This is a genomic window from Serratia sp. CY37869, from assembly GCF_052168895.1.
Taxonomy (GTDB): Bacteria; Pseudomonadota; Gammaproteobacteria; order Enterobacterales; family Enterobacteriaceae; genus Serratia; species Serratia ureilytica.
On record NZ_JBJNLU010000003.1, the window covers coordinates 515,311 to 540,267 of the forward strand.

The window sequence follows — 24,957 nt, forward strand, 5'->3', positions numbered from 1 at the left end:
GCATGTTTCTCGCAATAGCATTATTAATCGTTGGTTTATTTCTACTGGTGTATGGTGCAGACCGCTTAGTTTATGGTGCTGCCGTGATTTCCCGTTCGCTTGGCGTGCCGCCGTTGATCATCGGCATGACCATCGTCGGCATCGGCACTTCACTGCCGGAGCTGATCGTGTCCACCACCGCCGCGCTGAACGGGCAGATAGATATGGCCGTTGGCAACGTATTAGGTTCCAACATCACCAACATTTTATTGATCCTGGGCGTCGCAGCGCTGATTCACCCGCTGGCTGCACGATCGGAAATACTGCGGCGCGAACTGCCGCTGATGTTAGCGGTCACAGTATTGTGCGGTTTCGTGTTGATGGACGGCACCCTGAGCAGGCTGGACGGCGTGCTGCTGCTGACCGCCGCCGCCGGTTTCATCCTGCTGATGCTGAAAATCGCCCGGCTGGCGCAGCGCGAGGGCAGCGACAGCCTGACCATGGAGCAGATCGCCGAACTGCCGCAGGACAGCAGCAATACCGTAGCGGTGCTGTGGCTGGTGCTGGCGTTTATCATTCTGCCGCTCTCTTCCAGAATGGTGGTCGATAACGCGACGGTGATCGCGCACTATTTCGGCCTGAGCGAACTGGTGGTCGGCTTGACCATTATCGCCATCGGCACCAGCCTGCCCGAGCTGGCCACGTCCATCGCCGGAGCATTAAAGGGCGAAGATGATATGGCGATTGGCAATATCATCGGCTCCAATATTTTCAACACGGTGATCGTGCTGGGCGTCCCCGCCCTGCTGTCGCCGGGCAGCGTGGACGCCGCCGCCTTCCAGCGCGATTACTGGGTGATGCTGGCGGCCAGCGTGCTGCTGAGCGTGCTGTGCATCGGCCGCAAACACCGCATCGGCCACCTGGCCGGCGCGCTGTTATTATGCGGCTTTATTGCGTATCTTGCGGTGCTGTTCTTTAACCCTTTCAGTACTTTCGGCTAAACCGACGGGAATGAGTATGTCGAACATTGAGTTGCAACCGGGCTTCGATTTTCAACAGGCCGGCAAAGAAGTGCTTCAGATAGAGCGTGACGGGCTGGCTCAGCTCGACAGCTACATCAACGCAGACTTCACCCGCGCCTGCGAAACGATCGCCGCCTGCGGCGGCAAAGTGGTGGTGATGGGCATGGGCAAATCCGGCCATATCGGCTGCAAGATCGCCGCGACCTTCGCCAGCACCGGCACCCCCTCATTCTTCGTTCACCCGGCGGAAGCCAGCCATGGCGATTTGGGCATGGTCACTCCGCAGGATATCGTGCTCGCCATCTCCAACTCCGGTGAGTCCAGCGAGATCCTGGCGCTGATCCCGGTGTTGAAACGGCAGCGGATCACCCTCATCTGCATGACCAACAATCCGGAAAGTTCGATGGGCAAGGCGGCGGACATCCACCTGTGCATCAAGGTGCCGCAGGAGGCCTGCCCGCTGGGGCTGGCGCCGACCACCAGCACCACCGCCACGCTGGTGATGGGCGATGCGTTGGCCGTCGCGCTGCTGAAGGCGCGCGGTTTCACGCCGGAAGATTTCGCGCTGTCGCATCCGGGCGGCGCACTCGGCCGCAAGCTGCTGCTGCGGGTTAGCGATATCATGCACAGCGGCGACGAAATGCCCCACGTCAGCGCCGACGCCTCATTGCGCGACGCGCTGCTGGAAATCACCCGCAAAAATCTGGGTCTGACGGTGATCTGCGACGATCTGATGAAAATCGCCGGCATCTTTACCGATGGCGACCTGCGCCGGGTGTTCGATATGGGCATCAACCTGCACGAAGCCAAGATCGCCGATGTCATGACGCCGGGCGGCGTGCGGGTGCGTCCCAACCTCCTGGCGGTCGATGCGCTGAATCTGATGCAGCAACGCCACATCACCGCGCTGCTGGTTGCCGATGGCGACCAGTTGCTGGGTGTGGTACATATGCATGACATGCTGCGTGCCGGCGTCGTTTAATTAAGGAATAGAACGGAATGGGTATGGTAGAAACCTGCTACGGGCCGGTAGAACAAGAGGTTATGGCGCGTGCCGGGAACATCCGCCTGTTGATTTGCGATGTTGACGGCGTACTGTCGGACGGCCTGATCTTCATGGGCAACAACGGTGAAGAATTGAAGGCGTTCAACGTGCGCGACGGTTACGGCATCCGCTGTCTGAAAACCTCCGACATCGAGGTGGCGATCATTACCGGTCGCTCCGCCAAGCTGCTGGAAGACCGCGCGCAAACGCTCGGCATCACCCATCTGTATCAGGGGCAATCCGATAAGCTTTTGGCCTTCCGCGAACTGTTGGATAAACTGTCGTTAACGGCGGATCAGGTCGCCTATATCGGCGATGACCTGATCGACTGGCCGGTGATGGCGCAGGTGGGCCTGGCGGTCGCGGTCGCAGACGCTCATCCGCTGCTGACGCCGCGAGCCCACTACGTCACCCGCATTGCCGGCGGCCGCGGCGCGGTGCGCGAACTGTGCGACATCATTCTTTTGGCTCAAAATAAGCTGGAGGACGCCAAAGGGCTGTCGATATGAGTAAAACCAAACTTTGGATCACCATCCTGTTGACGGTGATCGTTCTGGCGCTGATCGGCTGGAACATGACGGACTTCAGCGACGATACGGCTCCTGGCCCGGCTAACGATCAGGATCCGACCTACCAGAGCCAGCACACGGTCACCGTGGTGTACAATCCGGCCGGTAAACTGAATTATAAGCTGGTGGCGGAAGACGCGAAGTATTACACCGCCGGCGAGCTGAGCTGGTTCACCCAGCCGGTGATGACGCTGTTCGACGAGAATGCGGTGGCCACCTGGTCAGTTCGCGCCGATCGCGCCAAACTGACGAAGGACCGGATGCTGTATCTGTATGGCCACGTCGAGGTAAACAGCCTGACCACCACCTCGCAGCTGGAAAAAATTAAGACGGACAACGCTCAGGTAAACCTGGTCACCCAGGACGTCACCTCCGATGACGAAGTCACGCTTTACGGGACCAATTTTACCTCTAACGGCATGAAAATGCGTGGGAACCTGCGGACCAAAACCGCTGAGCTGATTGATAAGGTTAAGACCAACTATGAAATCCAGAACCAAAAACCAACTCCGTAATCTGTTGATCGGCAGCTTAGTTTTGGCCGCCAGCGCCCCTGCTCTGGCGCTGAAATCCGACTCCAGCCAGCCGGTCAGCATCGACTCGCTCAAGCAGTCGTTGGATATGCAAAGCAACGTCAGCACCTTTACTGACAACGTGGTGATCAAACAGGGCACCATCGATATCCGCGCTGACAAGGTGGTGGTCACCCGTCCGGGCGGAGATCAGAATAAGACCTATATTGAAGCGTTCGGCAACCCGGTAACCTTCTACCAGATGCAGGACAGCGGCAAGCCGGTCAAAGGCCACGCGCAGAAAGTGCGTTACGACGTGGCGACCCAGCTGGTGACCCTGACGGGCAACGCCTATCTGGAGCAGCTCGACAGCAACGTGAAAGGCGATCGCATCACCTATCTGGTGCAACAGCAGCAAATGCAGGCGTTTAGCGACAAAGGCAAACGCGTGACAACGGTTCTGGTACCGTCGCAGTTGCAAGACAAAAACGGGCAAAAAAAGAGTAACTAATCACTTATGGCAACACTCATCGCAGAAAATCTGGCGAAAGCCTACAAGGGCCGTAAAGTTGTCGAAGACGTCAGCCTGAAAGTGAAATCCGGCGAGATCGTCGGCCTGCTCGGCCCGAACGGCGCCGGTAAAACCACCACTTTCTACATGGTGGTCGGCATCGTGCCGCGCGACGCCGGGCGCATCGTGATCGACGAGGAAGACATCAGCCTGTTGCCGCTGCACGCCCGTGCGCGCCGCGGCATCGGTTACCTGCCGCAGGAAGCGTCGATCTTCCGCCGCCTGAGCGTGTACGACAACCTGATGGCGGTGTTGGAGATCCGTCCCGATCTCACCAGCGAACAGCGCGAAGACCGCGCCAAAGAGCTGATGGAAGAGTTCCATATCTCCCATCTGCGCGACAGCCTCGGCCAGGCGCTGTCCGGCGGTGAACGCCGCCGCGTCGAAATCGCCCGCGCGCTGGCGGCCAACCCGAAATTCATTCTGCTGGACGAACCCTTCGCCGGGGTGGATCCGATTTCCGTTATCGATATCAAGAAAATCATCGAGCACCTGCGTGACAGCGGCCTGGGCGTGCTGATCACCGACCACAACGTGCGCGAGACGCTGGACGTGTGTGAACGCGCCTACATCGTCAGCCAGGGCAAACTGATTGCCCACGGCACGCCGGATGCTATTCTGGCCGACGAGCAGGTTAAACGCGTTTATCTGGGCGAAGAGTTCCGCCTCTAAGCGCCGGCGCGTCCTGCGGGACGACACCGTTAACGGAAGTAGACAGAAAACTATGAAGCAAGGTTTGCAACTCAGGCTCAGCCAACAGCTGGCCATGACACCTCAGCTCCAGCAGGCGATCCGCCTGCTGCAGTTGTCCACGCTTGAGCTTCAGCAAGAGATCCAGCTGGCGCTGGAGAGCAATCCGCTGCTTGAACAGACCGATCTGCACGACGAAATCGACGCCAAAGAAACCCAGGAGACCGAGGGGCTCGATACCCGCGAGGCCTTGGAGCAGAAAGACATGCCGGAAGAGCTGCCTCTGGACGCCACCTGGGATGAAATCTATACCGCGGGCACGCCGTCCGGCACCGGCACCGACTACAGCGACGACGAGCTGCCGGTCTATCAGGGCGAGACCACCCAAACGCTGCAGGATTATCTGATGTGGCAGGTGGATCTGACGCCGTTTTCCGATACCGACGCCGCCATCGCCACTTCCATCGTCGACGCGGTGGATGACACCGGCTATCTCACCGTCCCGCTGGAAGACATTCTGGAAAGCCTGGGCGACGAGAACGTGACCCTCGAGGAAGTCGAGGCGGTGCTGAAGCGCGTGCAGCGTTTTGATCCGATCGGCGTCGCCGCGCGCGATCTGCGCGATTGCCTGCTGGTGCAGCTCTCCCAATACGCCAAAGATACGCCTTATCTGGCCGAAGCGCGGCTGATCATCAGCGAGCATCTGGATCTGTTGGCCAACCACGACTTTCGCAGCCTGATGCGATCAACCCGGCTAAAAGAAGATACACTGAAAGAAGCGATGCTGCTGATTCAGTCGCTCGATCCGCGCCCAGGGCAGTCGATCAATACCGGCGAATCGGAATACGTTATTCCGGACGTGCTGGTGCGCAAAACGCAGAACAAATGGACGGTCGAGCTCAACGGCGACAGCGTGCCGCGTTTGAAGATCAATCAGCAGTACGCCGCGCTGGGCAACAGCGCCCGCAGCGAAGCCGACGGCCAGTTCATCCGCAGCAACCTGCAGGAAGCCAAGTGGCTGATTAAAAGCCTGGAGAGCCGCAACGAGACGTTGCTGAAGGTCACCCGCTGCATCGTCGATCAGCAGCAGGCGTTCTTCGAGCAAGGCGAAGAGTTTATGAAACCCATGGTGCTGGCGGATATCGCCCAGGCCGTGGAGATGCATGAATCGACGATCTCGCGCGTCACCACGCAGAAGTTTCTGCACAGCCCGCGCGGCATTTTCGAATTGAAATATTTCTTCTCCAGCCACGTGAATACCGACAGCGGCGGCGAAGCCTCCTCGACGGCGATCCGCGCGTTGGTGAAGAAATTGATTGCGGCGGAAAACCCCGCCAAACCACTCAGCGACAGCAAGCTGGCCACCCTGCTCGCCGATCAGGGGATCATCGTGGCCCGGCGCACCGTCGCCAAGTACCGAGAGTCTTTGTCCATCCCGCCGTCGAACCAGCGCAAACAGTTGGTTTGACCTCTATTGAGAAGGAAGACACTATGCAGCTCAACATTACCGGACACCACATCGAAATCACCGATCCGTTGCGCGAGTTCGTGAACAACAAGTTCGCCAAACTCGAACAGTATTTTGATCGCATCAATCAGGTGTATGTTGTATTAAGTGTGGAAAAAGTGCAGCAAATTGCGGAAGCAACGGTGCACGTGAATGGAGGCGAGTTGCACGCCACCTCGGAAGACGAGAATATGTATGCCGCAATTGATACGCTGATCGACAAATTGGCACGTCAATTGAACAAACATAAAGACAAATTGAAGCAACACTGACACCCTGACCCATTCCGTGAGGCGGCATCCGTCGCCGCCTCTCCCTTCGGCGCGTGACCCGCATGGGTGACGCGCCGAACGGTAATCAGGGTCAAAACCGACGAAAAACCGCCTTGCCGGGTTCGCCCGGCGGCGCGGTTTTAAGTGAAGATGAGATGAACAACGAATATATGCAATTAAGCTCGGTGTTAAACATCGAGTGCACCAAAAGCTCGGTACACTGCACCAGCAAGAAGCGGGCTTTGGAAATTATCAGCGAACTGGCCGCCAAACAGCTCAATCTGCCTTCGCAGGTGGTGTTTGACGCGGTTCTCACCCGGGAGCGCATGGGCAGCACCGGTATCGGCAACGGTATCGCCATTCCCCACGGCAAACTGGAAGAGGACACACTGCGGGCCGTTGGCGTGTTTATCCGTCTCGACCAACCCATCGCTTTCGACGCTATCGACAATCAGCCGGTCGATCTGCTGTTTGCGCTGCTGGTGCCTGCCGATCAGTGCAAAACCCATTTGCATACGCTGTCGCTGGTCGCCAAACGCCTGGCAGACAAAACCGTATGCCGCCGCCTGCGCGCCGCGCAGAGCGACGAAGAACTTTACCAAATCATCACCGAGTGATGCCCGGCCGGCGTGACTTCCAGCCCGGATAACGATACTGTTTTACGATGATGGATCCGGCTGCGGCCGGAATAACAAAGTTTAACGGTGGCGATGAACGCCGCCGCGATGCCAGGGGAGTTGCCACATGGTGCTGATGATTGTCAGCGGCCGTTCCGGTTCCGGAAAATCCGTCGCCTTGCGGGCGCTGGAAGACATGGGTTTTTACTGCGTTGACAACCTGCCGGTGGTTCTGCTGCCGCAGCTCGCCAATACGCTGGCGGAACGCAATATCTCCGCGGCGGTCAGCATCGACGTGCGCAACATGCCGGAATCGCCGGAAGTGTTCGAATACGCGATGACTCAGCTGCCGGACAGCTTCTCGCCGCAGCTGCTGTTCCTCGACGCCGATCGCAACACGCTGATCCGCCGTTACAGCGACACCCGCCGCCTGCACCCGCTCTCCAGCAAAAACCTGTCGCTGGAAAGCGCGATCGACGAAGAGAGCGATCTGCTCGAACCGCTGCGCTCGCGGGCTGACCTGATTATCGACACCTCGGAAATGTCGGTGCACGAACTGGCCGAAATGCTGCGCACCCGCCTGCTCGGCAAACGCGAGCGCGAACTGACGATGGTGTTCGAATCCTTCGGCTTCAAGCACGGTATTCCTATCGACGCCGACTACGTGTTCGACGTGCGCTTCCTGCCTAACCCGCACTGGGATCCGAAGCTGCGGCCGATGACCGGTCTGGACAAGCCGGTAGCGTCGTTCCTCGATCGCCATACCGAAGTGCATAACTTTATTTACCAGACCCGCAGCTATCTGGAACAGTGGCTGCCGATGCTCGAAACCAACAACCGCAGCTACCTGACGGTCGCCATCGGCTGTACCGGCGGCAAACACCGTTCGGTGTACGTGGCGGAACAGCTGGCCGATTACTTCCGCTCGCGCGGCAAGAACGTGCAATCGCGCCACCGCACGCTGGAAAAGCGCAAACAATGACGGTCAAACAGACGGTTGAAATCAAAAACAAGCTGGGCATGCACGCGCGCCCGGCGATGAAACTGTTCGAACTGGTGCAAAGCTTCGACGCCGAAGTGATGCTGCGCAACGAAAGCGGCACCGAAGCCGAAGCCAGCAGCGTCATCGCGCTGCTGATGCTGGACTCCGCCCAGGGTCGGCACATCGAAGTCGAAGCGACCGGCCCCGATGAAGTCAACGCGCTGGCGGCGGTGGTCGAGCTGTTCAACTCCGGGTTTGATGAAGATTAGTCGCTGAGACTCTTCCCATGCGTCGCCTCGGCGCATGTGTTGCCTCCGCCCTTCCCATAGTGTAGCCCTCCCGTTTCTCATTTTGCGAATCCGCTTCCAGAAGCAGCCGTAACCGCCTGTAAATTCACGTTATGGATTTACCCCCACCACGGTAATCGCAATAGTGTGTAACGCAAAAACAGACAACAGGCGGATGTTTCCCCACGCTTTGCTTGCGGGACAACAGAAAGTTTACAATTTGTGAACTTCACCGGCAGTCGCTATAATGTTCACCGGGTAGGAATCGAAGGAACGATGCATATCATTTCCAGGGAACCGTTCAATAACGCAACGAAGCAATATCCCAATGAAGCCACTGCTCTCGAGGCCATTTATAAAGCGTTGCGACGGGGTGAGTTCCGCACGCCGGACGAGTTAAAAGCGCTTTTTCCTTCGCTCGATCGTATGAAGTACAAAGAGAAATGGTGGGTCATTGACGTCGGCGGCAACCACCTGCGGATCTTGTTCTTTGCCAGCTTCGAGACACAGAAAGTCTTCATAAAGCATATCGTTAGCCACGCCGAATACGACAAGCTGATGCAGCACTATCGAAGGAGTTCGTCATGATTACAGATGCCATTAAGGCGGCCGATGCGCTACTGCGCGCCGTACCCTTATTGCAGGGCAGCCACGCTCAGCAAGACTACCGAGAAGCGCTCGAATTGGTGGAATATCTGCTGGAAAACGATGAACGCCATCCGCTGATTGACATGTTGGCAAAAAAAATCGCCGAATATGAAGACAACAGCGCCGAATTTACCGCATTCAACCAGCGTATCGCCCAACTCCCGCAGGGGGTGGCCGCGCTTCGCGTATTGATGGAACAGCACCAACTCAGCCAAAGTGATTTTGAACATGAGATCGGCAAAAAGTCGTTGGTCAACCAAATCCTGAACGGCAAAAGATCGCTGACCATTCCGCACATTATGGCGCTGGCCAAACGCTTCAATCTGCCCCCAGCCCTGTTCCTGCCGGAAGCGGATTAATCCCCCTCAACTCCGGCTCAGGCAGTCCAGCGCCACCGCCTTAAAACTGTCGAAGCTGTCGCTGCCCAGCAGGCGGCTCATTGAGCGTTCACGCACGAAGGTGACGAACAGCTCATAGATCGCCATCGCCTCTTCATAGTCGCTCTTGCTGATCGCCAGCAGGAAAATCACGTGCGCGACCTCGCCCTCGCCCCAGGCGACGCCCTGCGGCGCCAGTAGCGTCACCACCACGGTCTTTTTCGCCAGCAGCCCCAGCGAGTGCGGCAGCGCGATGCCTTCGCCCAGCAGCGTGGAGACGATCGCCTCGCGTTCGACCACCGACGGATAAAAGTCCGCGCCGACGTACCCTTCCCGCTCCAGCTGGCCGCACACCCGGCTGAACAGTTCCGCCTGCGTCAGCGGCTCGTTGAGCACCATGAAATGCTCGGCGTCGAAGAACTTCTCCAGCATGTACGGTCGGGTGCGATCCACCAGCACCAGTTTGCCCAGTTGCTCCAGCTGATAATCGGTCGGGAACGGCGACATCACCACTACCGGCTTGTTCTTTTCGCCGATGCGGGCGTTGGAAATCACGAAGTCTTCGTCGATGTGCGCGAGCATCTCATAATCGCGCAGCGAGACGATGCGCGTCATCACCAGCTGCGGATACTTGCGCGCAATCTGCGCCTGGATCATCCGCACCGTCGAGTTGCCGGTGTCGCACACCAGCATCACCTGCGGGTGGCGTTCATAACCGATGTTGTAATGCCGCTCCAGCCCCACGCCGATGTGCAGCACCAGATAACCGATTTCGTTCTCGCTCAGCGTATAAGGCGTGTACTTGCCCCAGCTGGAGACCGCCGCCAGCGTCACGTCGTAAGCCATCGGATAGTGCTGCTTGATGTTGGCCAACAGCGGATTGGGGATGTTGATCTGGTATTTCACCCGCGTAATCATGGTCTTGATATGGGTAAGCAGATCGGCCCGCAGCTGCTCGTCGCCCTGCAGGTTGTAGTTATAGTGTGCGTTGATGTAGGACAGGATGTAGTCCACCAGCGCTTCTTCATCGTCGGCGTTGATTTCGGTCGGCTGCACGTCTTGCACGCGGCGCGCGGCGATATTGACCCGCAGATAGGCCTCTTCGGCCATCGAGATCTCTTTGCCGGAGGCCGCACGCAGCTCCGCCGCCAGGCGGGTCGACACCTGGCGCACCGCCTCGTCGCCGTCCTCCACCTCGAAGTCCGACAGCGGATAGCCATCGTTGATGCGCCGCAGCGCCACCGCGCAGTAGAAAATCAGGTACTGCTCGCCCTCGTCGGTCAGGCGAATGGCGTATTGCGACAGCAGCGGGTGCAGCAAGCCGGCGAACGCCGCCACCTGCGGCTGCAGCAGGATCTCGTTGTTGAGCAGCGGGTTCTCGGCGTCGGCCAGCTGCAGCTGGAACAGCAGGTCGGTCAGGCAGGCGCGGATCGCCATCTCCGCGCCGAACAGCTTCATGCCGTAACGCGGCTTGGTTTCGATCGTCAATTGATAGTGCGCCAGACGCTCTCTCACCTCAGCCATGTCGTTTTGCAGCGTGCCGCGGCTGACAAACCACTCGTCAGCCAGATCTTCCAGTTTAAGGGAGAAGGCTGAGGTCAAAAAACGCACCAGCAGATAATGCACTCGCTCCTGCGCGCTGCGCGGGGTGGCGTGTTTGCGGCGCTCCTGATGCTGCAGGGCGCTGAACAGCGCGGCATTATCGACCTGCAAACGATAGCCGGCCCCGCGGCTATGCACGAAGCGCGCGCCATATTTGTCCAGGATCTCGTTCAGCGCGGTGATATCCGCCCGCACCGTGCGGGTGGACACGGCGAAACGCTTCGCCAGCTCATCCTGCGGCAAAGTCTCGGTTTGCAAAGCATCGAACAAGTAAGCCAAACGCGGGTAAGGAAATCGCACCATTCTGTGTCCGTCAATCAGGCGGCCCGCCCGGTGAACCGGGCGGGCCACAGGTTACTTCGGCGGCGGCAGGAACGCCATTTGCGAGGGGCTGCCGATCGGCAGATAGCCGCCCACAAAGCTGAGTTTGCCGTCCGTCGGGTTGACGCTGAAGCGGGTGACGTTATCGCTGCGCTGGTTCAACGCATACAGATAGCGGCCATCCGGGCTCAGCGCCAGCGAACGCGGATAATCGCCGCGCGTCCAGGTATCCGCCACCGGTTTCAACTCACCGCCGGCGCCCACGCTGAACTGGGCAATGCTGTTATGCAGCCGGTTGGCGACGTACAGCGTGTCGCCGTTCTTGCTGAGCGCCAGCCCCGAAGCGAAGCTGGTGCCCTGATAGTCGGCGGGCAGCGCGGAAACCGCATGCAGTTGTTTCAGAGTACCTTTTTGGCGATCAAAACGGTAGCTGGTCAACGTCGAGGCCTCTTCGTTCACCAGCAGCACGGTTTCGCCGTCCGGATGGAACACAAAGTGACGCGGCCCCGCGCCGGCGGAAGAGGCGGCGATCCACGGCGGATCGTTCGGCGTCAGCCGGCCGCTCGCGGCGTCAAAGCGCCATTGGTAGATGCGATCCAACCCCAGATCGGTGGAGAACACGAACTTGCCGCTCGGATCGCTGGCGATCATATGGGCATGCGGGCCGTTGTGATCGCTGATGGCGAAGCTGCCGTTCACCGCCGCCGCCGGTTTGGCCGCGCCCGCCGGGCCCTGTTGCTGCTGCACCGAGCTGGCGGCGCCCAGGCTGCCGTCCGCTTCAATCGGGAAGACCGCCACGCTGCCGCTGACGTAGTTCGCCACCAGCAGATGCTGCCCGTCCGGCGTCGAGGTGAGATACACCGGCCCTGCCCCCTGCGAATCCACCTGGTTGAGCTGCGTCAGTGCGCCATCGGCCGGATTGACCCGGTAGGCGGTGATGCCGCCGTGCTTGCCGCCGTTGAAATCGGCCACTTCGCTGGCGACATACAGCGTCTTGCCGTCAGCGCCCAGCGTCAGCTGCGCCGGATTCGGCACGTTGCTGACCAGCGTAACCTGGCTCAACGCGCCGCTGGCCGGATCGACCCGCACTCGGTAAACGCCTTCGCCGTTGGGATTGTAGGTGCCGATATAGGCAAAATGAGATGACGTGGAGTTCATTGCATCCTCAGCATGCAGCGCCGGGCCGGTCACGGCCAGCAGCGCCAGGAACAACGCGGCGCGTCGGGTTGGAGCCTGCCAGTTTCGCATAGTAGTCCTCAATATAGGTAACGGCGCGGCATGCCGCGCCACGGGAAAACCTTCGCCTCCCAGCGTTTACCTCATCCCATTACGCGTTCAACCCACCAGCTTTTTGGTCATCGCCAGCAGGGCTTTCACGTCCTGCGGACGCGTATCGCCGCTGGCGGCGTCGATGATCGAGCTGTAGATATGCGGGATCACGCGTTTCACGCTGGCCGCCAGCGCGATCTCGACGATCGGCTCAAAGTTCTCCAGATCGATACCGCCGGTCGGCTCCAGCATGAAGTCATGCTCGGCGCAGGCCTTGGCTACGTACTGGTACTCGTCCTTGCACTTCAGGCCGCCCATCGGGAAATACTTGATGGAGCTGCCGCCCATGTCTTTCAGCAGGGCGATGGCGGTTTCCACCGGCACGATGCCGTCCGGCGCCGCGGCGCTCAATGGGCCGGTAGAGATCTTCACCCAACCGACGCGGCCGGTCGGCGACACCAGGCCGTTGACCACGCTGTCGTTCTGGCCCAGCAGCGCGCGGCTGGCGCCGACGCCGGTGAACACCTGGTTAACGTGCTGCGGCTGCACCTGCTGAGCGATCAGGCTGACCATCGCCGACTGCTTCGGATCGCCGGCGCCCAGGCCGACCGAGAGCGCGTTTTCAATCAGGCGCGCATAGCGCAGCATGTCGGTCACCGCGCTGTCGACGTCCGGGTAGTTCTTGGAGAGCACGCCCACCAGCACATGGCCTTCCGCCGCAGCGTAGATGTCCTGCGCGTTGGCTTTGGAGCCGGCCAGCACGTTCAGGCAGACGCGGTCGCGATAGTAGTTAGGCTGCAGCTTCATGCTTGTTTCTCCGTAAACAGATTTTTGATACAGGTAAAGACGGTCATCAGTTGCCGCTCGTCGACGCTGCGCACGTCGACCTCAATCTTGCCTTCGTTGGCCTTGTAGCCGCGGAAGTAGATGGCGATATCGCCGGTTTTCAACGCCTGGACGATGTCATAGGTCGACCGCCCCAGCACCGCCTCATCAAAGGTGATCTCGGCGCGAGCGATATCGCGGCCGGCGCTGTCCCAGACGGTCTTGGCGCTGACGCCGGTCAGGGTGTTGAGGCTGTCGAGGAACGGCGTCATCCGCTCCACCATCTGTTGCCCGGTGGTTTTCTCAAGCGTCAGATAGCTTTCAATCGCCTGGGTCAGGCCGAGGATGCCCTCTTTGCCGACCTTCATCGCCCGGCCGATGCCGCCGGATTGCAACTTCACCCACTCGACGTACTGTTTCTTGCCGATCACGAGACCGCTGGTCGGCCCCTCGATGGCTTTGGCGCCGCTGTAAATCACCAGATCGGCCCCCATCTGGTAATAACACATCAGATCTTCTTCCGCCGCGGCGTCGACGATCAGCGGCAGGTTATGCTTGCGCGCCACCACCGCCGCCTGTTCGACGGACAGAATGCTTTTCTGCACGCAGTGGTGCGATTTGACGTACAGGATCGCCGCAGTCTGCGGCGTGATGCAGGCTTCAATCTGCTCCGGCGAACATTCGTTGGCGTACCCCGCCTCCACCACCTTGCCGCCGCCCAGCGCCACCATGGTGTCCACCGGCGCGCCGAAGTTGACGTTGTGGCCGCGAGGCAGCACGATCTCGCGCGGCACGGCGATCGGCGCCGAATGCAGGTTCACCAGCAGATTGGCGTTATCTTTAACGATCACCGCCGCCACCGACTGGGCGATGCCCGCCGAGGCGCAGGAGACGATCACCGCATCTTCCACGTTGAGCAGATCGGCGATGTAGGCGCCGGTCTTGTTGACCAGATCCTTGATTTCGAAATAGTGGTTCAGGCCGTAATCAACGGCGTCGATCACGTCCTGGCGCGGCGTGGAAACGCCGAGAATGGTCATACGGCCGGAGGTGTTGATCACCTGCTTCAAACCGTATTTTTCATAAATCGAAGACATGGCTTGCCTCCCCTTGTTCGGTTAATAGGATTTCCCCGGCCACCACCGCGGCCAGCGGCACCAGCAGCCGTTCGCCCTCGGCGGTTTGCCCTTCGGCGTCGGCGAACACCTGCGGTTCGCGGCGCAGCTCAAACAGCGTGAAATCGGCGTCATAGCCCGGCTCCAGCCGCCCTTTGCCGCTCAGCTGCAGCGCCGACGCGGCGTTCTCCGTCACGCAGGCGATCACCTGCGGCAGCGTCAGGCCGACGCTGAAGAATTTGGACATCACCGTCGCCAGGCTGTGCACCGGCCCGTTCATGCGGTTGCGGCAGTAAATATCGGAGCTGATGGTGTGCGGCAAAATGCCCAGTTTGATCGCCTGGCGCGCCACCTCGAAGCTGAAGCTGGCGGTGCCGTGCCCTACGTCGAGCAATACGCCGCGCCGCAGCGCGCGCTGGATAGACTCGCGCAGTGTGCCCGCCGGCGTCAGAATGCGGTTCGGTTTGCCGTTGTAGCAGTGGGTGATGATGTCGCCACGGGTCAGCAGATCGGCGATGTCGTCCAGATCCGGCGGGTTGTTGCCGATATGCACCATCAGCGGCAGCCGACGGTTTTCCTGCTGGATCTCTTTGGCCAACACCAGCGGCCGGGTGCCGTTCTTGCCCACCACGCTGCTGCTCATGCGCGCCTTGATGCCGATGATGAAACCGGGATGGTTGGCGATGGCCTGGCCGGCCTCGCGCTTGTCGATGTCCGTCAACTCCGCCAGCTCGTTCTGCCGCAGCAGGCCGATGCGCGAGATATTGAGGAAGGCGAAAACGTTGGTTTTGGCGCTGCGCGTCAGCTGATAAAAGGCGTCGATATCGTCGGCACCGGCGCTGCCGGCATCGACCACGCTGGTGACGCCGCTGGCGACGCCGACCCGATCCGGCTCGTCATGGTAGATCGGCGATTCGGGATAGCAGTGCACGTGCGCATCGATCCAACCGGCGCTCAGGCGGCAGTTGCCCGCCAGATCCAGCTGGCGAACGGCGCTGACGTCCGCCGCCAATCGCCCCACCGAGGCTATTTTGCCGTCTTTCACCGCCAGATCGATCAGCGTATCGTCCGCCAGTCTGGCGCCTCTGATTACTAAGTCATACATACCGCATTGCTCCTGTTAGCCCGGGCGCCGCCGCAGCCTCGGGCGGCGCCTGGCGCAGGCCTCTTAAGAAATGGCTACCGGGAAGATCGCCCCCAGGATCATCGCGCCGAGGATCGCTCCGCCGGTGATCGGTTTGCCCCAGATATAGAACAGCAGCGCGCCGAGCAGCGAACCGATGCCGATCGGGATCGAGGCGGTCATCGCCGACAGGATGATCAACGGCCCGAGGAAGCGGCCCGAGGAGTTGCCCGCGCCCATCATCACGTCAGCCCCGTAGGTGGAGTTGCTCTGATTGATGGTGAATTTGCGCGCCAGAATGATCACGTAACCGATCGCCAGGCCGATGATCAGGCCGGTGGCCAGCGAAGCGGCGAAGTTGGCGACCGGGAACACGATGCCGGCCCCCAAAAGCAGCGCCGGTACGCCCAGCCCGACGCCGGTCTGGATCGCGCCGCCGATGTCGAGGATGCCCACCAGCGAACCTTCGATGATGCGCGCGAACAGGAAGCTGGCGCCGAACGCCGCCACAGCGCCGTACACGCCGGTATCCATCCCCGCCCGCAGCATGGAGACGAAGGCCACTTCGTTAAAGGCACCGATGCCGTACAGGTAGTACATGTGCGTCCCGGCGAACACGCCGGAGGACAGCAGGCCAACAAAAATCGGGAATGACCAGTCGGCGTACCAGAAGCCTTTTTGGGTTTGCTCTTCCATCATCCCGCTCCTTATTTACCGCTCAGGGTGTTGTGAATGGCGTCCAGCCAGCCCGGCACGCCGAGGCTGAAGGACTCGAGAACTTTCATGTCGAAGCCGCGGAAGAAGCCGCTCAGCACGAACAGCAGCACGATCACCGCCATCATGATCTTGGTGATTTTGTTCCAGCCGCTCTCTTCCACGCCTTTGCCGATCAGAATGCCCAGCACCAGGCCCGGTACGGCGTTGCCCATGATCAGCTGCGCCAGGCCGCCGAAAATGGTGCCCCAGAAGCCGGAACGGCGCCCGGCGTCGATCGCCGCCAGCCAGAAGATCACCGGCATCACGGTGTTCACCAGCAGGTTGGCCGCCGGCACCAGCACCTTGATCGCGGTGACCTGCAGCGCGGCAGGCACGGCGGAAGCGGTGGTATTGAGGAAGGCCACCACCAGCATGCCGATGATGCCGCAGGCGATGGCCATTTTTTTCGGATCGTGCAGCGTTTGCGCCAGATTGCGGTTCTTGACCATCAGGGCCGCCGCGCCCCAGTGCGGGATGATGCGGTGATCGACGTCCTGCGTGAAGGAGCCCGCCGCCACGGAAGACGCCCAGGCGTTGAAGAAGAAGCCCAGACCGAATGAGAAGTGGGAAGCCGGATCGCCCTCGCAGGAGTTCAGCTCGCCCAGGGTGCGAAACGCCCCCATGCCCTGTGTTGTCGGCGCGTGGAACATGCGTGCGGCGCCGGCCCCTACGCCAACCCCCACCAGCCCACCGATAATAATCGATTTAAATAAGATGATTAAAAACATCAGTATACCCTTTCATTTATGCTAACGTTTTTATTTCGTGACGAAGACAACCTTCTCGGTATTGATAATGGTTACGTTCACGGTTATTTCCAGAGAAACGGCATAGCTCTTTCTTTCACGCGGCAAAAAGAAGAAAAGAAATTTCTCTTTTGTTATTTTCTCTTCCGCTTTCACCACGCTGACGTCCTGCGGCTCGATGCGCAGCAGAATATTGTTGGTGGACTTTAATACCGCGCCCTGCACATTAGCCAAGGCGGAAGCAAAAGCTTTCGCTTTGCTGTCGCCTTTACCCTCCACCTTTACCGATGTGGTATATTGCTCTTTCATTATGGGTTGCCATGTTTTTTGACGTAGGCTTCCACCAGTTTCTGGCCCAGCTCTTCTTTATCCATAAAGCCGAACCCCAGCACGTTGCAGCCTTCGTTAATTGCCGTCACGCCCTCTTCCACCGAACGCATGCCGTATTTGGCTTTGTAGCCGTATTTGGTTTGCGCGGTAATCGCGCCGGCACCGCCGCTGCCGCAAAAAGAGATGCCCAGCTGCGCGTTTTCCGCTTTCATGACGTCGCCCAGCTTCATATCCGCCGCCACGCCGGGGATAACCACCGCTTTTCCGCCTGCGTTTTCAACGCCCTGGCCGACTTTTTGCCCTTTTCCCAAACGATCGCCGATCACTACGGTAATTTGACCCATGGTATATTCTCCTGATTGAAATCGATGCGTTAACCGCTATGCGTTATTATCTTTCGCCACTTCGAAGTGCACTGAAAGCAAATAGGCTTCTTCGATAGGCAATGTGCCAAACTGATCCACCACGCGCTCCGCCATTTGCATGGACTCGGCGGAAATTTCGTCGAACAGTGATTTATCCACCTCCGGCAACGGCTCACCGGTTATTGAGCGCAGCACCATGGCGCGAATATGCGATTCCAGCATCTGTTGCTGCACCGCATTGGTATAAATATTCTCAGCATTCAGCATCGCGGTAATATCCGCCAGCACCCGAGCGGTGATCTCACCGGCTTCGCTGATATCGGATTGTTCAATTTCTTTTATCGAAGCAGATCCATCATTCACTTTTCAGTACCCCTAGATCCCACATTAATCAGTAAGCCGTAAAGCGCATCACCTGAATAACCCGCTTTCTGTGATGTCTTTACCCTACCCCCGGTAAGATTTTCTGTGGAGACCGGTTTTTTCCAGTTCGAAGTGGAAATCGAATGACGCGCGGAGATCCATTTCGCAAAACGGCGCTAAGGCGAAAAAGTAAATGAGATAACAATTACATAACCCGGCTAACGGTTTTTTTTGCCTCGATTGACGATAAAAGCCTTCGTGATCGGGATCTCTTTCTTTTCTCGCCCCAACCGCCTACTATCAATGGGACAAATCGACATTACCCACACCCCCGCTCCTCTGGCGCGGGGGTGTTGCTTTGTGTTGTTTTTCCGAATTTATGGGTGCACAGACTGGCGCCCTTTGATTTGACTGGAGAGTGGAATGACCAAACCCATCATTACTATTAATGAGCTGGATGCGGAACGCCTGGATGCGCTATTGGAACAACCGGCCTTTGCCAACACCGACGTCGCCGCCGCGCTGAACGACGAGTTGGATCGCGCGGAAATCCTGCCGCCGGAGAAAATGCCGGCCAACGTGGTGACCATGAACAGCCGCGTGCGTTTTCGCGATCTGCACACCGATGAAGAGCACGTGCGCACGCTGGTTTACCCGGCCTCGCTGAAAGACAGCCACGATCAGCTGTCGGTGATGGCGCCGCTGGGCGCAGCGCTGCTCGGCATGCACGTCGGCAAGCAGATCTCCTGGCAATTGCCGAACGGTGAAGAAGCGCGGATTGAAGTGCTGGAATTGCTGTACCAGCCGGAAGCGGCGGGCGAATACCACCGTTAAGCGGTTCTCAGGGCGGCATCCGGCCGCCCTTTCTGTTTCAGAGGCAGATAGCGATCAGCACGGCGATCAGCAGCAGCACATAGATTTTGGCATGCAGCGCATCGCTCACCTTCGGCAAACAGCGCCTGGCAAACACGATCCCCGCAATCCCCGCCACCACCAGCAGCCCCAGAATGTTCAGATTGACGTAGCCCAGATACTGCGGCCCGCTCATCTCGCGCCACCCCAACACGATATACATCAGCGCCCCGATCACCGCCACCGGGATCGACAGCGGGTTGGCGGCGCTGACGCAATACTTCATGTCATAGCCATGGCGGCGCAGCAGCGGCACGGTCATCACGCTGCCGCCCACCCCCAGCAGTGTGGCGATGCCGCCGATCAGCGGCCCGCCGCCCCACAGCGTGGCAGGGGAAAGTTCAGCGCGCGCCGGTTTGGTCAGGAACCCCCGGCGGAACAGACAGTCGGCGATGGTCACCGCCATATAGGCCACGAACAGCACGCGGATCACGCCGTCCGCCAGCAGCGAGGAGGCAAACGCGCCCAGCGCCGCGCCGATGCCGATGAAAAAGATCAGCGGCACGATGGTTTCCCGCAGCAGGTTGCCGCTGCGCCAGTTGGTCAGGGTGGCGTACCCCGCGTTGAGGATCATCACCGCCGTCGAGGTCGCCACCGCAATATGCATCGCCTGGCCGGGCTGCTCGCCTGAGGCGGAGATCAAATGGTAAACGAAAGGTACCACCACAAAGCCGCCGCCGAAGCCAAACAGAATGGTGGTGATGCCGGTCAGAAAACCGGCACCCAGAACGATTAACATTTCAATCATGGCCGTGCGCCCGCACGAAGTCGTCGAACCCGGCGCAGAACTGCCCCGCCAGCGGGTGGAAACGATCGCCGACAAACAGCCCCAGATACTGCTCGCGCACGGCGTCGTGATCCACCAGCTCAATGCCCGCCTGTTCCGCCTGCGCCAGCGTCTGCGCATCCGGGAAGCCCCAATAGCGCGAATCGCCCTGCTTTTCCGCCGCTATCGCTTCGCTCCGTTCCGCCCGCATCAGCTGGCGCGCCAGGAAGGTGCCGCTCTGCACGCCCAGCAACATCATGTTTTCCAGGAACGACAGGTCGTGGCGCAGCTCGGCGGGCAGGCGGGCGAGCACCGGGCCGGCATCCCAATGTTCGTCCATTTCATGCAGCGTCACCGCACAGTCCTTGTCACCGTTCATCATCGCGCGGAACAGCGTCATCACCCCGCGATAGCGCGGCAAGTCACCCGGATGCAGGTTCCACAGCAGCTTGCCGCGCCGGCTGAAGGCGCGCACATAGTCGGCGGAAAATTTCTGATAACAGCGCAAAGAAATCACCCCGTCCATATGACCCAGGCTGCTGATAAACGCGGCGTCATTGATGTCGAGAACGCGATGCGCTTTGACCCCGGCGGCGGCCAGGAACAGTGCCGGCGGCTGATAGGCGCCCTCACAGGCGGCGGCGTTGCGGCCAACGAACGGGAACACGAAATCGTTCAGCACCTCGCGCTCATACAGCCCCAGGCGGCGAACCGCCGGCTCCTGGGCGCGGCCGCCGCTTTTCGCCAGGGGGAAATACACCGTAAAAGCACACTCGCCTTTCAGGGCGGCGATCAGATCCTGACATACCAGCCAGGAGAAAATGTCGTTGCCGACAAAGAGCGCTACGTTTTTCATGCTTCAGCCTTCTTTGCGTTGAAAATAGGGTTGTTAAACACGATTTTGCTGATATCTCGCGTGATGGATTCCATCGCCGAGGTGTAAAAAAGGTCGCCCTTGGCGGGCGCGCCGAGCGAGTAGAGATGCTGCTCGCGGCCGCGGCGATCGGCGATTTTCAGCGTGTGCGGGTTGCACTTCACGCCGCCGAACAGGTTCTCCTGCACCACCCCGTCTTGCAGCAGTTGATGGCTCAGGCGGTTGGGCGGCAGTTGATAAGAAGGCGTGGTGCAGTTGAACAGATACTGCGCATGCACCCGCATCTCATGGCAACGAAGGATAAATCCGTCCGCCCCCTTGCTGATATCCGCCAGGCCACCGCAGGCGCGCAGGCGTTGGCTCTCCAACGCCGCCACGATCTTGTAGGCGTTCTTGATCGGCATGGCGTGCCGATTGCGCATCCAGGAGGAGTTGTAAAAGCGCATGAAGATCTGCCGGTTGTTGGCATCCATTTTGACCCAGGCGGCGCACACCGTCGGATGGATCGCCGCCAGGTAGCTGCAGATGTGCTCACGGGCAAAGCGCGCCCGGTCGAGGCTGTCCGCCAGATCGCGGTAGCAATCGCGCCTTTCCCCCAGCGCCGAGAGCACCGTCAACCGTTCCGGCCCCGGATAGTGACGCGCCAGCGCGGCATTGATCGCATGCACCAGCTGATGCGCATCAATAAAATCGTGACCGGCGACAAAGCGCCGCAGCCCCTCAACAAACGCCTCCGGCGGCGGACGCATCAACGCCGGTTGCACGCTGGGGAACAGGCCCGAACGCGACAGGGCGCAGATATCGGTGGCCCCCAGGCGCTCCATCAGTTCAACGATGGCGTCGATCGCCGTCAGGCTGCAGCCGATCACGCCGATGGTTGAGTAAGGGTTGATCGGCGGCAGATCCCGGTGGGCCTGATAAGCGATCACCCCGTCCACCGGATAGAGACATTCCGGCGGGTTATGCCCCGAACACAACACCAGCGCGTTCATCTGTTCGGCGGCACCGCAGGCGGTGGTCAGCCGATAGCCTGCCTCGTGCGGCGCAATGGCATTCACTTCGGCGGTCACGAAATTCAGCGCCACGTTGCTGTCCGCCGCCATATACATCGTCATGTCGCGAATAAAATCGAGATATTCCCGATACAACCAACGCGGCGGATAACGATCCTGGCAAAACTGCGGGAAATGCATGGCGATCCAATCGACGAAGTGCGCGTCGTCGAAAATATCCGCCGACATATTTTCTGGCGCCATATTTAATATATGGCTGTCAAAATCGCTGCTGTATGCCATACCGCCCTTGAAGCCCTGCTTGTCGAACACCGTCAGGGAAAGCGGCCTTTTGCAATGATTAACCGACTTATTTTTTATAAAGTTATACGCAAAAGAGATGCCGGCGGCTCCGCCGCCAATCACACCGAACTTATACATGAAATATCACCTTATAGTCATTGAACTGCGCTAAGAACTATTGCTTCAGGTGTTGGAATAAAATGACGATTTATTCCTTATTAACTTCTTGTATTGCGAGAACGAAAACCTTCTTCTCACCCCGGTGTGAAAACTTGCGCGGGCTTTATGGCCGATAAAATAACGGCGCCCCGGACAAGCGTTATTTTTCTGCCCCGATAGTAGGGCGACCGCCGCTGGCTTGCTTTATATGAAAGGCCAACTATCATTGCGTTTCGGCCAACCTGCCGCCAAAGGGGACACATGCGCAACGTCCGCATTGATGACATCGACCACGTAGCGCGCGCGGTAATCGCCATCGGCACCGATTATCCGCCGGGGCATTTGCTGCCGATGCACAGCCACCGGCGCGCGCAGTTGCTGTACGGCGCCACCGGCGTCATGCACGTTTTCACGCAGCAAGGCAATTGGATCGTCCCGCCGCAGCACGCGGTGTGGCTGCCGCCACAGATGCCGCACGCGGTGAGAATGGTCGGCGTCACTACCCGCAGTCTGTACCTCGAACCGGGCGCGTTGCCCGCCGAACAGCCTCAGGTTTGCCAGGTGGTTAGCGTCACCCCGCTGATGCGCCAACTGTTGATGGCGGCGGTGGACATGCCGCTGGAGTATGAGCGGGAGGGACGCGACGGGGCGCTGGCGACGCTGCTGCTGCACGAGCTGGCCCGGCTGCAACCCTTGCCGTTGCACATCCCGCTGCCCGCCGATCCCCGGCTGGGCGAGCTGTGCCGCGCCTTTTTGCAGCACCCCGACGCCCACGACTCCGCGCAGCAATGGGCCCCTCGTCTGTACATGAGCATTCGCACCTTCAGCCGCTTCTTTCGCGCGCAGACCGGCCTGCCTTTTTCGCAATGGCGTCAGCGCGCCTGCGTGGTGCTGGCGTTGGCGCTGCTGGCCGAAGGGCGCAGCGTGACGCAGGTGGCCATGGAGATGGGATATGACAGCAGCGCGGCGTTTTCAACCATGTTTCGCCGCGTGCTGGGGCAGGCGCCCTCCTCCTATCTGACGGAAGACGGGCGCGACGGTTGACGGGTTAGCGGAATTTCTTGTGGTTGGCGTCGCGGGTCTGCTTGAAGCCCTGCGCCAGCTGCTTGGCTTCGGCGACTTTGCCCTGATTGGCCAGCGCCAGCGCCTGATCGATCTGGCCGATCAGGGTATCCAACCCGCTGCGGAAATCTTTCATCTCCGGGCTGTCGGCGGCTTTGCTCTCCAGTTTCGGCGGAGTACCCTGCTTGGCATCCTGCGCGGCGGCGCGCATGTTCTGCAGGCTCTGTTTGAGGGTGGCGGCGGAGTCGGTATTCAGCACCGTTTTGTAGTTTTCCGCCAGGGTGTCCATATCGTCGCCCAGATCGGCGGCGGCCGCCAGCGAACTGGCCGCCAGCAGCGTCAACGCCGCCAGCGCTTTCAGGGTATTCTGCATGTTTGCTCACCTTCCAGTTATTGTTTTAGTTAACCCACCGCTACCATAGGCAAGGCCGGGCAAAATCGAAACCGGAGATTTGTAAGCAAGGTTGAGGCGGGATAACGCGCGGCCGGCGGGCGCCGACCGCACAGAGGATCACTGGCCGGCGATCTTCATTTCCGGCAGCAGCACCGAACCGCACTGGATATTGCTGCGGGTTTCGATATCGCTGCCGACGCTGACGATGTTGCGCAGCATGTCTTTCAGGTTGCCGGCGATGGTGATCTCGCTGACCGGATACTGGATCTCGCCATTTTCCACCCAAAAACCGGCGGCGCCGCGAGAATAATCGCCGGTGACGCCGCTGACGCCCTGGCCCATCAATTCGGTGACCACCAGGCCGGTGCCAAGCTGTTTCAGCATGCCGGCGAAGTCTGCGCCCTGCCCGGCAATGCGCCAGTTATGGATGCCGCCGGCATGGCCGGTGCTGTGCAGGCCCAGCTTGCGCGCCGAGTAGCTGGTCATCAGCCAGGTTTGCAGCACGCCATCCTTGACGATATCGCGCCGTTGGGTGCGCACGCCCTCGCTGTCGAACGGCGTTGACGCCAGCCCTTTCAGCAGATGCGGGTGTTCCTCGACGGTCAGCCACGACGGCAGGATCTGCTTGCCGAGCGCGTCCAGCAGGAAAGTGGATTTGCGGTAGACGCTGCTGCCGCTGATGGCCCCCACCAGATGGCCGAACAGCCCGGTGGCCACTTCGGAGGCGAACAGCACCGGCGCCTTCATGGTCGACAGTTTACGCGGCGCGAGACGCGCCAGCGTGCGGCGGGCGCACTCCTGCCCCACCCACTCGGGGCTGTGCAGATCGCCCATCGCACGGCCGATGGTGTAAGCGTAATCCCGCTCCATGTCACCGTCCTGCTCCGCAATGACGCAGCTGGACAGCGAGTGACGGCTGGAACAGTAGCTTTGCAGCATGCCGTGGCTGTTGCCGAACACCTTGATGCCGTAGTGGCTGTTGAAGCTGCCGCCTTCGGTGTTGGTAATGCGTTTGTCCGCCGCCAGCGAAGCCTGCTCGGCGCGCGCCGCCAGCTCGATGCCGCGCTCGGCGTCCAGCTCGGTCGGGTGGAACAGATCGAGATCCGGCGCCTCAAACGCCAACAAATCTTTCTCCGCCGGGCCGGCGCAGGGATCTTCAGAGGTGTAACGCGCGATGTCCAGCGCCGCCTGTACGGTGCGGGCGATGGCATCCGGGCTGAGATCGGTGGAAGAGGCGCTGCCTTTGCGCTGACGGTGATACACGGTGATGCCCAGCGCGCCATCGCTGTTGAACTCGACGTTTTCCACCTCGCCGAAGCGGGTGCTGACGCTGATACCGGTCGATTTGGTGACCGCGACTTCCGCCGCGTCGGAACCGGCGCATGCCAGCTCCAGAGCCTGAGAAACGGCCTGTTCCAGCGCCTTGCGCTGTTCTGCAACTTGAGTGACTACTTTCATCAATCTGCCATAATTAATCAGAAAATCGTTGAGAAAAGTGCCGGAGCGGCGTAGTTGTGCACGCGGGGCGGCGCGCAAAAATCCTGAGATCTCTGCCGTTGAGTCTAACAGGAACCGCGTTGAATTTCGCATAAAGCCGGCAAC

General features: G+C 59.8%; 30 protein-coding genes. 15 read left to right on the forward strand and 15 right to left on the reverse strand.

Annotation, left to right across the window (positions count from 1 at the left end; all coding sequences use genetic code 11):
- The first annotated feature begins 2 nt into the window (after positions 1–2).
- The 13 genes from ACJ8J1_RS18000 to ACJ8J1_RS18060 all read left to right on the forward strand — a co-directional run bounded on the left by ACJ8J1_RS18000 (position 3) and on the right by ACJ8J1_RS18060 (position 9,060).
- Positions 3–980 (forward strand): calcium/sodium antiporter, encoded by a 978-nt coding sequence (locus tag ACJ8J1_RS18000; protein WP_033644493.1) that lies wholly within the window; start codon positions 3–5, stop codon positions 978–980.
- A 16-nt stretch (positions 981–996) separates the two neighbouring features.
- A complete protein-coding gene (kdsD, locus tag ACJ8J1_RS18005) occupies positions 997–1,983 on the forward strand; it encodes an arabinose-5-phosphate isomerase KdsD (RefSeq protein WP_033644492.1) in 987 nt (328 codons plus the stop codon).
- 17 nt (positions 1,984–2,000) lie between these two features.
- Positions 2,001–2,555 (forward strand): 3-deoxy-manno-octulosonate-8-phosphatase KdsC, encoded by a 555-nt coding sequence (gene kdsC, locus ACJ8J1_RS18010; RefSeq protein ID WP_021505108.1) that lies wholly within the window; start codon positions 2,001–2,003, stop codon positions 2,553–2,555.
- Positions 2,552–3,130 (forward strand): LPS export ABC transporter periplasmic protein LptC, encoded by a 579-nt coding sequence (gene lptC / locus ACJ8J1_RS18015; protein WP_033644491.1) that lies wholly within the window; start codon positions 2,552–2,554, stop codon positions 3,128–3,130. Before kdsC ends, lptC begins: the two co-directional genes overlap by 4 nt.
- Positions 3,099–3,638, forward strand: a complete 540-nt coding sequence (gene lptA, locus ACJ8J1_RS18020) for a lipopolysaccharide ABC transporter substrate-binding protein LptA (RefSeq protein ID WP_025160121.1) — start codon at positions 3,099–3,101, stop codon at positions 3,636–3,638. The genes lptC and lptA overlap by 32 nt, the downstream gene beginning before the upstream one ends.
- Before the next feature lie 6 nt (positions 3,639–3,644).
- Positions 3,645–4,370: an LPS export ABC transporter ATP-binding protein gene (lptB, locus tag ACJ8J1_RS18025; RefSeq protein ID WP_004937040.1), complete on the forward strand. Its 726-nt coding sequence runs from the start codon at positions 3,645–3,647 to the stop codon at positions 4,368–4,370.
- A gap of 52 nt (positions 4,371–4,422) precedes the next feature.
- Positions 4,423–5,856 (forward strand): RNA polymerase factor sigma-54, encoded by a 1,434-nt coding sequence (gene rpoN / locus ACJ8J1_RS18030; RefSeq protein ID WP_004937039.1) that lies wholly within the window; start codon positions 4,423–4,425, stop codon positions 5,854–5,856.
- A gap of 23 nt (positions 5,857–5,879) precedes the next feature.
- A complete protein-coding gene (gene hpf / locus ACJ8J1_RS18035) occupies positions 5,880–6,167 on the forward strand; it encodes a ribosome hibernation promoting factor (protein WP_004937038.1) in 288 nt (95 codons plus the stop codon).
- Between the two features lie 155 nt (positions 6,168–6,322).
- Positions 6,323–6,784, forward strand: coding sequence for a PTS IIA-like nitrogen regulatory protein PtsN (ptsN, locus tag ACJ8J1_RS18040; protein ID WP_016930212.1), 462 nt, complete (start codon positions 6,323–6,325; stop codon positions 6,782–6,784).
- Between the two features lie 127 nt (positions 6,785–6,911).
- Complete coding sequence (rapZ, locus tag ACJ8J1_RS18045; protein ID WP_015379177.1) at positions 6,912–7,766, forward strand: RNase adapter RapZ; 855 nt, start codon at positions 6,912–6,914, stop codon at positions 7,764–7,766.
- Positions 7,763–8,035: a PTS phosphocarrier protein NPr gene (gene npr / locus ACJ8J1_RS18050; RefSeq protein ID WP_004937034.1), complete on the forward strand. Its 273-nt coding sequence runs from the start codon at positions 7,763–7,765 to the stop codon at positions 8,033–8,035. The genes rapZ and npr overlap by 4 nt, the downstream gene beginning before the upstream one ends.
- A 294-nt stretch (positions 8,036–8,329) precedes the next feature.
- Positions 8,330–8,641: a type II toxin-antitoxin system HigB family toxin gene (locus tag ACJ8J1_RS18055; RefSeq protein ID WP_004937033.1), complete on the forward strand. Its 312-nt coding sequence runs from the start codon at positions 8,330–8,332 to the stop codon at positions 8,639–8,641.
- The gene (locus ACJ8J1_RS18060; protein ID WP_033644489.1) at positions 8,638–9,060 is read left to right on the forward strand and encodes a helix-turn-helix domain-containing protein; all 423 of its coding nucleotides are present in this window, start codon (positions 8,638–8,640) and stop codon (positions 9,058–9,060) included. The genes ACJ8J1_RS18055 and ACJ8J1_RS18060 overlap by 4 nt, the downstream gene beginning before the upstream one ends.
- 6 nt (positions 9,061–9,066) lie before the next feature.
- Here the strand turns inward: ACJ8J1_RS18060 and ACJ8J1_RS18065 are convergent, their stop codons facing one another.
- The 10 genes from ACJ8J1_RS18065 to ACJ8J1_RS18110 all read right to left on the reverse strand — a co-directional run bounded on the left by ACJ8J1_RS18065 (position 9,067) and on the right by ACJ8J1_RS18110 (position 17,872).
- On the reverse strand, positions 9,067–10,983 hold the full coding sequence (locus ACJ8J1_RS18065) for a BglG family transcription antiterminator (RefSeq protein WP_033644486.1): 1,917 nt from the start codon (positions 10,981–10,983) through the stop codon (positions 9,067–9,069).
- A 51-nt stretch (positions 10,984–11,034) separates the two neighbouring features.
- Entirely contained in the window at positions 11,035–12,249 is a 1,215-nt protein-coding gene (locus ACJ8J1_RS18070) for a lactonase family protein (protein ID WP_033644485.1), read from the reverse strand.
- Positions 12,250–12,336: 87 nt separating this feature from the next.
- Positions 12,337–13,077 carry a 2-dehydro-3-deoxy-phosphogluconate aldolase gene (dagF, locus tag ACJ8J1_RS18075; protein WP_033644484.1) on the reverse strand — a complete coding sequence of 247 codons (741 nt, stop codon included), beginning with the start codon at positions 13,075–13,077 and terminating at the stop codon, positions 12,337–12,339.
- On the reverse strand, positions 13,074–14,192 hold the full coding sequence (locus ACJ8J1_RS18080; protein ID WP_033644482.1) for a DgaE family pyridoxal phosphate-dependent ammonia lyase: 1,119 nt from the start codon (positions 14,190–14,192) through the stop codon (positions 13,074–13,076). Before ACJ8J1_RS18080 ends, dagF begins: the two co-directional genes overlap by 4 nt.
- Positions 14,176–15,315 (reverse strand): amidohydrolase/deacetylase family metallohydrolase, encoded by a 1,140-nt coding sequence (locus tag ACJ8J1_RS18085; protein ID WP_033644479.1) that lies wholly within the window; start codon positions 15,313–15,315, stop codon positions 14,176–14,178. Before ACJ8J1_RS18085 ends, ACJ8J1_RS18080 begins: the two co-directional genes overlap by 17 nt.
- A 63-nt stretch (positions 15,316–15,378) precedes the next feature.
- Entirely contained in the window at positions 15,379–16,029 is a 651-nt protein-coding gene (locus ACJ8J1_RS18090) for a DUF4310 family protein (RefSeq protein ID WP_004937013.1), read from the reverse strand.
- Positions 16,030–16,040: 11 nt separating this feature from the next.
- Positions 16,041–16,817, reverse strand: a complete 777-nt coding sequence (locus tag ACJ8J1_RS18095; RefSeq protein ID WP_004937006.1) for a DUF4311 domain-containing protein — start codon at positions 16,815–16,817, stop codon at positions 16,041–16,043.
- 30 nt (positions 16,818–16,847) lie between these two features.
- On the reverse strand, positions 16,848–17,144 hold the full coding sequence (locus ACJ8J1_RS18100) for a DUF4312 family protein (RefSeq protein WP_004937003.1): 297 nt from the start codon (positions 17,142–17,144) through the stop codon (positions 16,848–16,850).
- Positions 17,144–17,509 (reverse strand): glycine-rich SFCGS family protein, encoded by a 366-nt coding sequence (locus ACJ8J1_RS18105; RefSeq protein WP_004937000.1) that lies wholly within the window; start codon positions 17,507–17,509, stop codon positions 17,144–17,146. Before ACJ8J1_RS18105 ends, ACJ8J1_RS18100 begins: the two co-directional genes overlap by 1 nt.
- A gap of 36 nt (positions 17,510–17,545) precedes the next feature.
- The gene (locus ACJ8J1_RS18110; RefSeq protein ID WP_089192640.1) at positions 17,546–17,872 is read right to left on the reverse strand and encodes a glycine dehydrogenase; all 327 of its coding nucleotides are present in this window, start codon (positions 17,870–17,872) and stop codon (positions 17,546–17,548) included.
- A gap of 444 nt (positions 17,873–18,316) precedes the next feature.
- On the opposite strand from ACJ8J1_RS18110, the gene rnk reads away from it, so the two are divergent.
- On the forward strand, positions 18,317–18,727 hold the full coding sequence (gene rnk / locus ACJ8J1_RS18115; RefSeq protein ID WP_004936993.1) for a nucleoside diphosphate kinase regulator: 411 nt from the start codon (positions 18,317–18,319) through the stop codon (positions 18,725–18,727).
- A gap of 37 nt (positions 18,728–18,764) precedes the next feature.
- Here the strand turns inward: rnk and ACJ8J1_RS18120 are convergent, their stop codons facing one another.
- Genes ACJ8J1_RS18120 through ACJ8J1_RS18130 form a run of 3 tightly spaced genes read right to left on the reverse strand, consistent with a single transcriptional unit; the run spans position 18,765 to position 21,878 of the window.
- A complete protein-coding gene (locus ACJ8J1_RS18120) occupies positions 18,765–19,553 on the reverse strand; it encodes a sulfite exporter TauE/SafE family protein (RefSeq protein WP_033644477.1) in 789 nt (262 codons plus the stop codon).
- On the reverse strand, positions 19,546–20,427 hold the full coding sequence (locus tag ACJ8J1_RS18125; RefSeq protein ID WP_033644476.1) for a formyltransferase family protein: 882 nt from the start codon (positions 20,425–20,427) through the stop codon (positions 19,546–19,548). The genes ACJ8J1_RS18120 and ACJ8J1_RS18125 overlap by 8 nt, the downstream gene beginning before the upstream one ends.
- Positions 20,424–21,878, reverse strand: coding sequence for an FAD/NAD(P)-binding protein (locus ACJ8J1_RS18130; RefSeq protein WP_033644474.1), 1,455 nt, complete (start codon positions 21,876–21,878; stop codon positions 20,424–20,426). The genes ACJ8J1_RS18125 and ACJ8J1_RS18130 overlap by 4 nt, the downstream gene beginning before the upstream one ends.
- Before the next feature lie 282 nt (positions 21,879–22,160).
- On the opposite strand from ACJ8J1_RS18130, the gene ACJ8J1_RS18135 reads away from it, so the two are divergent.
- Entirely contained in the window at positions 22,161–22,943 is a 783-nt protein-coding gene (locus ACJ8J1_RS18135; protein WP_033644472.1) for an AraC family transcriptional regulator, read from the forward strand.
- A gap of 4 nt (positions 22,944–22,947) precedes the next feature.
- Here the strand turns inward: ACJ8J1_RS18135 and cybC are convergent, their stop codons facing one another.
- Both cybC and pmbA read right to left on the reverse strand, forming a co-directional pair.
- Complete coding sequence (cybC, locus tag ACJ8J1_RS18140; RefSeq protein WP_033644470.1) at positions 22,948–23,334, reverse strand: cytochrome b562; 387 nt, start codon at positions 23,332–23,334, stop codon at positions 22,948–22,950.
- Between the two features lie 138 nt (positions 23,335–23,472).
- Entirely contained in the window at positions 23,473–24,813 is a 1,341-nt protein-coding gene (pmbA, locus tag ACJ8J1_RS18145; protein WP_033644467.1) for a metalloprotease PmbA, read from the reverse strand.
- Positions 24,814–24,957: the final 144 nt, after the last annotated feature.